The following is a 4,318-nucleotide window of genomic DNA, read 5'->3' on the forward strand; positions in this document are numbered from 1 at the left end:
GCGCGAATCTTTTCTTTGCCGCAGGCAAAGCAAGAGAAGCAAGATCAAAAGATTCGCGCCTGAAGGCGCTCCTACAGTGGAGGGGGTGCTTCCCTGATTTTCGGCGGGGCCTTGGCGCGGCACGCTGGGCCATGCCCTACGTCCTCGACACGCCCGGCCAGACAAGGCTGCGCCTGGGTCGTCGCTCATTGCCCGGCCACGCCTACTTCATCACGTTCACCACCCATGGCCGGCAGCGTCTTTTCGGCGGCTGGGAGACGGCGGCGGCCATGGCACGCCTGCTCGACAGTCCGGGCACGTGGCCGCATTCAAACCTGCTGGCCTGGGTGCTGATGCCGGATCACTTCCACGGACTTCTCGTCCTTGCGGCGGGGACGTTGGCACTGAGCGTGGGCCAGGCCAAGGGCCGGTCGGCCCGCCGCTTCAACCCGTCGGTCGGTCGCGTCGGCCCGGTCTGGGCCCGGAGCTATCACGATCGCGCCATACGTGGCGATGAGGCCTTGCGCAGCGCGGCACGTTACCTCGTGGCCAACCCCCTACGGGCCGGCCTGGCCAAACGCGTCGGCGACTACCCCTTCTGGAACGCCCGCTGGCTAACCGACGAATCCCCATTGTAGGAGCGCCTTCAGGCGCGAATCTTTTCTTTGCCGCAGGCAAAGCCAAAGAAGGGTCAACAGATTCGCGCCTGAAGGCGCTCCTACAGGGGAGGATTTCGAGGGCCTGGGGGGGCTACATGCGGAAGACGCCGAAGCGGTCTTTCTCGATGGGGGCGTTGAGGCTGGCGGACAGGGCCAGGCCCAGCACGCGGCGGGTGTCGGCCGGATCGATGATGCCGTCGTCCCAGAGGCGGGCGGTGGCGTAGTAGGGGTGGCCCTGGCGCTCGTACTGGTCGCGGATCGGGGCCTTGAAGGCCTCTTCCTCGTCGGCGCTCCAGGCCTTGCCGGCGCTTTCCAGGCCATCGCGCTTCACGGTCGCCAGCACGCTGGCGGCCTGTTCGCCGCCCATCACGGAAATGCGGGCGTTGGGCCAGGTCCACAGGAAGCGGGCGCCGTAGGCGCGGCCGCACATCGCGTAGTTGCCGGCGCCGAAGCTGCCGCCGATCACGACGGTGAACTTGGGCACGTGCGAGCAGGCCACGGCGGTCACCATCTTGGCGCCGTCCTTGGCGATGCCGGCGTTCTCGTACTTCTTGCCGACCATGAAGCCGGTGATGTTCTGCAGGAACACCAGCGGGATGTCGCGCTGGTTGCACAGTTCGATGAAGTGCGCGCCCTTGAGCGCGCTCTCGGCGAACAGGATGCCGTTGTTGGCGACGATGCCCACCGGGTAGCCGTGGATGTGGGCGAAGCCGCAGACCAGGGTCTTGCCGTAGCGCGCCTTGAACTCCTGGAACTCGCTGCCGTCGACCACGCGGGCGATGACCTCGCGGATGTCGAAGGGCCGGCGGGTGTCCTTGGGGATCACGCCATAAAGCTCTTCGGCCGGGAACCGCGGCTCGCTGGGCGGCTGCACGGCCACCGGCAGCGACTTCTTGCGGTTGAGGTGGCGGACGATGTCGCGGGCGATCTCGAGTGCGTGCTGGTCGTTCTCGGCGAAATGGTCGGCGACGCCGCTCACGGAGGTGTGCACGTCGGCGCCGCCCAGCGACTCGGCGTCCACCACTTCGCCGGTGGCGGCCTTCACCAGCGGCGGGCCGCCGAGGAAGATCGTGCCCTGTTCGCGCACGATGATCGACTCGTCACACATCGCCGGCACGTAGGCGCCGCCGGCGGTGCAGCTGCCCATCACCACGGCGATCTGCGGGATGTTCATCGCGCTGAGCCGGGCCTGGTTGTAGAAGATGCGGCCGAAGTGCTCCTTGTCCGGGAACACCTCGTCCTGCAGCGGCAGGAAGGCGCCGCCGGAGTCGACCAGGTACAGGCAGGGCAGGTGGTTTTCCATCGCCACTTCCTGCGCGCGCAGGTGCTTCTTCACCGTCATCGGGAAGTAAGTGCCGCCCTTGACGGTGGCGTCGTTGGCCACCACCACCACTTCCTGGCCGTGCACGCGGCCGATGCCGGTGATCACGCCCGCGGCCGGCGCGGCGTCGTCGTACATGCCGCCTGCGGCCAGGGCCGAGAGCTCCAGGAAGGGCGAGCCCGGGTCGAGCAGGGCGGTGATGCGATCGCGCGGCAGCAGCTTGCCGCGTTCGGTGTGCTTGCTGCGGGCCTTGTCGCCGCCGCCTTGGGCGACGCGCGCCAGCTGGGCTTCGAAATCCGCGACGGCGGCGCGCAGGGCGGCGGCGTTGTCCTGGAATTCGGGGGAACGGGGATCGACTTGGCTGGTGAGGATGGGCATGCGCGCGGACTCGGCGGGGAACCGCCCGAGTTTACGGGGCGCGCGCAGGGGTGCCTAGGTTTGCCGCAGGTCGCGGGTGCGTTCCGGGCGGGCAAAAGAAAACGGGCGCGACTCGCGTCGCGCCCGTTTCCCTTGGAGCGGCAGGCAACTTACTCGTTGCTGGCGTCTTCGGCGGCTTCGTCAGCAGCGTCGGCGGCGTCGTCGGCCATCTCGGCGGCGTCGTCGGCCATGTCGGCAGCGGCGTCGGCCATGCCGTCGGCACCGGCTTCGACCGCGTCAGCGGCGTCGGAAGCGGCGTCGGCAGCCACGTCGGCGGCGTCGGCAGCGACTTCGGCCGAGGCGTCGGCGGCGTCGGCAGCGACTTCGGTCGCGGCGTCGGAAGCGGCGGCAGCAGCGTCGGCGGCGTCGGTGGCGGCAGCTTCGGCGGAAGCAGCGGCGTCGTTCGCCGCGTCAGCCGCCTGCTCAGCCTGGTTGGAGCAGGCCGCCAGGGCCAGGCCCAGGGCCATGGCGAGCAGGGTCTTGTTCAGGGACATGGTGTTGTTTCCTCGTCTAGACGAATTTGGAATATCAGGACGCGTGCCAGATGGCACACGTGCACACAATCTTGACAAGAAGTTAGCCGGAGTCAAGCGGAAGCGGGCATTTAAGAAAAATATATTTTTCCGGGCCAACCCGCGCCCGCCGCCGGATCAGGCCAGTTCGACCGCCACCGCGGTCGCTTCGCCGCCGCCGATGCACAGGGCGGCGACGCCGCGCTTGCCGCCCCGGCGCCGGAGGGCATTGACCAGGGTCACCACCAGGCGGGCGCCGGAGGCGCCGATGGGGTGGCCCAGGGCGCAGGCGCCGCCGTGGACGTTCAGCTTGGCGTGGTCGATGCCCAGCTCCTTCATCGGGGCCATGGCGACCACGGCGAAGGCCTCGTTGACCTCGAACAGGTCGACGTCGGCCACCGACCAGCCGGCCTTGGCCAGCACGTTCTGGATGGCGGCGACCGGGGCGGTGGTGAACCACTCGGGGGCCTGGGCGTGGCCGGCCTGGGCGACCAGGGTGGCGAGCGGGACGAGGCCCTGGGCCTGGGCGGCGGCTTCCGAGGCCAGCACCACGGCGGCGGCGCCGTCGTTGATGGACGAGGAGGCGGCGGCGGTGATGGTGCCGTCCTTCTTGAAGGCCGGGCGCAGGGTCGGGATCTTGGCGATATCGCAGCGGCCGGGCTGTTCGTCGGTGTCGACCACCACGTCGCCCTTGCGGCCCGCCACCGTGACCGGGGCGATTTCGTCCTTGAACGCGCCCTCGGCCTGTGCGGCCAGGGCCCGGCGCACGGATTCGGCGGCGTAGGCGTCCTGGTCGGCGCGGCTGAAGGCGTACTTGTCGGCGCACAGCTCGCCGAACACGCCCATGGCCTGCTTGTCGTAGGGGTTGGTGAGGCCGTCCCAGGCCATGTGGTCGAGCAGCTCGGTGCTGCCGTACTTGGTGCCGGTGCGCGAGCCCATCAGCAGGTGCGGGGCGTTGGTCATCGACTCCATGCCGCCGGCGACGACCACGCTGGCCGAGCCGGCGCGGATCAGGTCGGCGCCCATCATGATCGCCTTCATGCCCGAACCGCAGACCTTGTTGATGGTGGTGCAGCCGGTGGCGGTCGGCAGGCCCGCGCCCAGCGCGGCCTGGCGCGCCGGGGCCTGGCCCAGGCCGGCGGGCAGCACGCAGCCCATGATCACTTCCTCGACCGCCTCGGGCTTCACGCCCGCCTGCGCGACGGCGGCGGCGATGGCGGTGGCGCCCAGCTGGGTGGCCGGCACGCCGGTGAACTGGCCCAGCAGGGCTCCGAGGGCGGTGCGCTTGGCACCGGCGATGACGACCTTGGTCATGGTGGCTCCGGGAAAGTGGAATTCAGCCCGTGATTATAGCCGCTCCCTGTAGGAGCGCCTTCAGGCGCGAAGCCCTTCGCCGAAAAGATTCGCGCCTGAAGGCGCTCCTACAGGGG

4 protein-coding genes are annotated in these 4,318 nt (G+C 69.4%); 1 reads left to right on the top strand and 3 read right to left on the bottom strand.

Annotated features, from left to right (window positions below):
- Positions 1-617: REP-associated tyrosine transposase (locus tag VFQ84_RS03445; RefSeq protein ID WP_325129265.1), on the top strand; the 617-nt coding region annotated here is incomplete at its 5' end.
- Positions 618-729: 112 nt separating this feature from the next.
- On the opposite strand, the gene VFQ84_RS03450 is transcribed toward VFQ84_RS03445, so the two are convergent.
- The 3 genes from VFQ84_RS03450 to VFQ84_RS03460 all read right to left on the bottom strand — a co-directional run bounded on the left by VFQ84_RS03450 (position 730) and on the right by VFQ84_RS03460 (position 4,202).
- Complete coding sequence (locus tag VFQ84_RS03450) at positions 730-2,337, bottom strand: carboxyl transferase domain-containing protein (protein WP_325129267.1); 1,608 nt, start codon at positions 2,335-2,337, stop codon at positions 730-732.
- A gap of 149 nt (positions 2,338-2,486) precedes the next feature.
- Positions 2,487-2,870, bottom strand: a complete 384-nt coding sequence (locus tag VFQ84_RS03455; RefSeq protein ID WP_325129269.1) for a hypothetical protein — start codon at positions 2,868-2,870, stop codon at positions 2,487-2,489.
- A gap of 156 nt (positions 2,871-3,026) precedes the next feature.
- Positions 3,027-4,202, bottom strand: coding sequence for a thiolase family protein (locus VFQ84_RS03460; RefSeq protein WP_325129271.1), 1,176 nt, complete (start codon positions 4,200-4,202; stop codon positions 3,027-3,029).
- Between the last annotated feature and the right edge of the window lie 116 nt (positions 4,203-4,318).

This window comes from Arenimonas sp., from assembly GCF_035721105.1.
Classification (GTDB): domain Bacteria; phylum Pseudomonadota; class Gammaproteobacteria; order Xanthomonadales; family Xanthomonadaceae; genus Arenimonas.

What these genes read in the sequence shown, in the direction of transcription:
- VFQ84_RS03460 (WP_325129271.1), bottom strand. Translation starts at nt 4,202, where the DNA reads ATGACCAAGGTCGTCATCGCCGGTGCCAAGCGCACCGCCCTCGGAGCC.
- VFQ84_RS03455 (WP_325129269.1), bottom strand. Translation starts at nt 2,870, where the DNA reads ATGTCCCTGAACAAGACCCTGCTCGCCATGGCCCTGGGCCTGGCCCTG.
- VFQ84_RS03450 (WP_325129267.1), bottom strand. Translation starts at nt 2,337, where the DNA reads ATGCCCATCCTCACCAGCCAAGTCGATCCCCGTTCCCCCGAATTCCAG.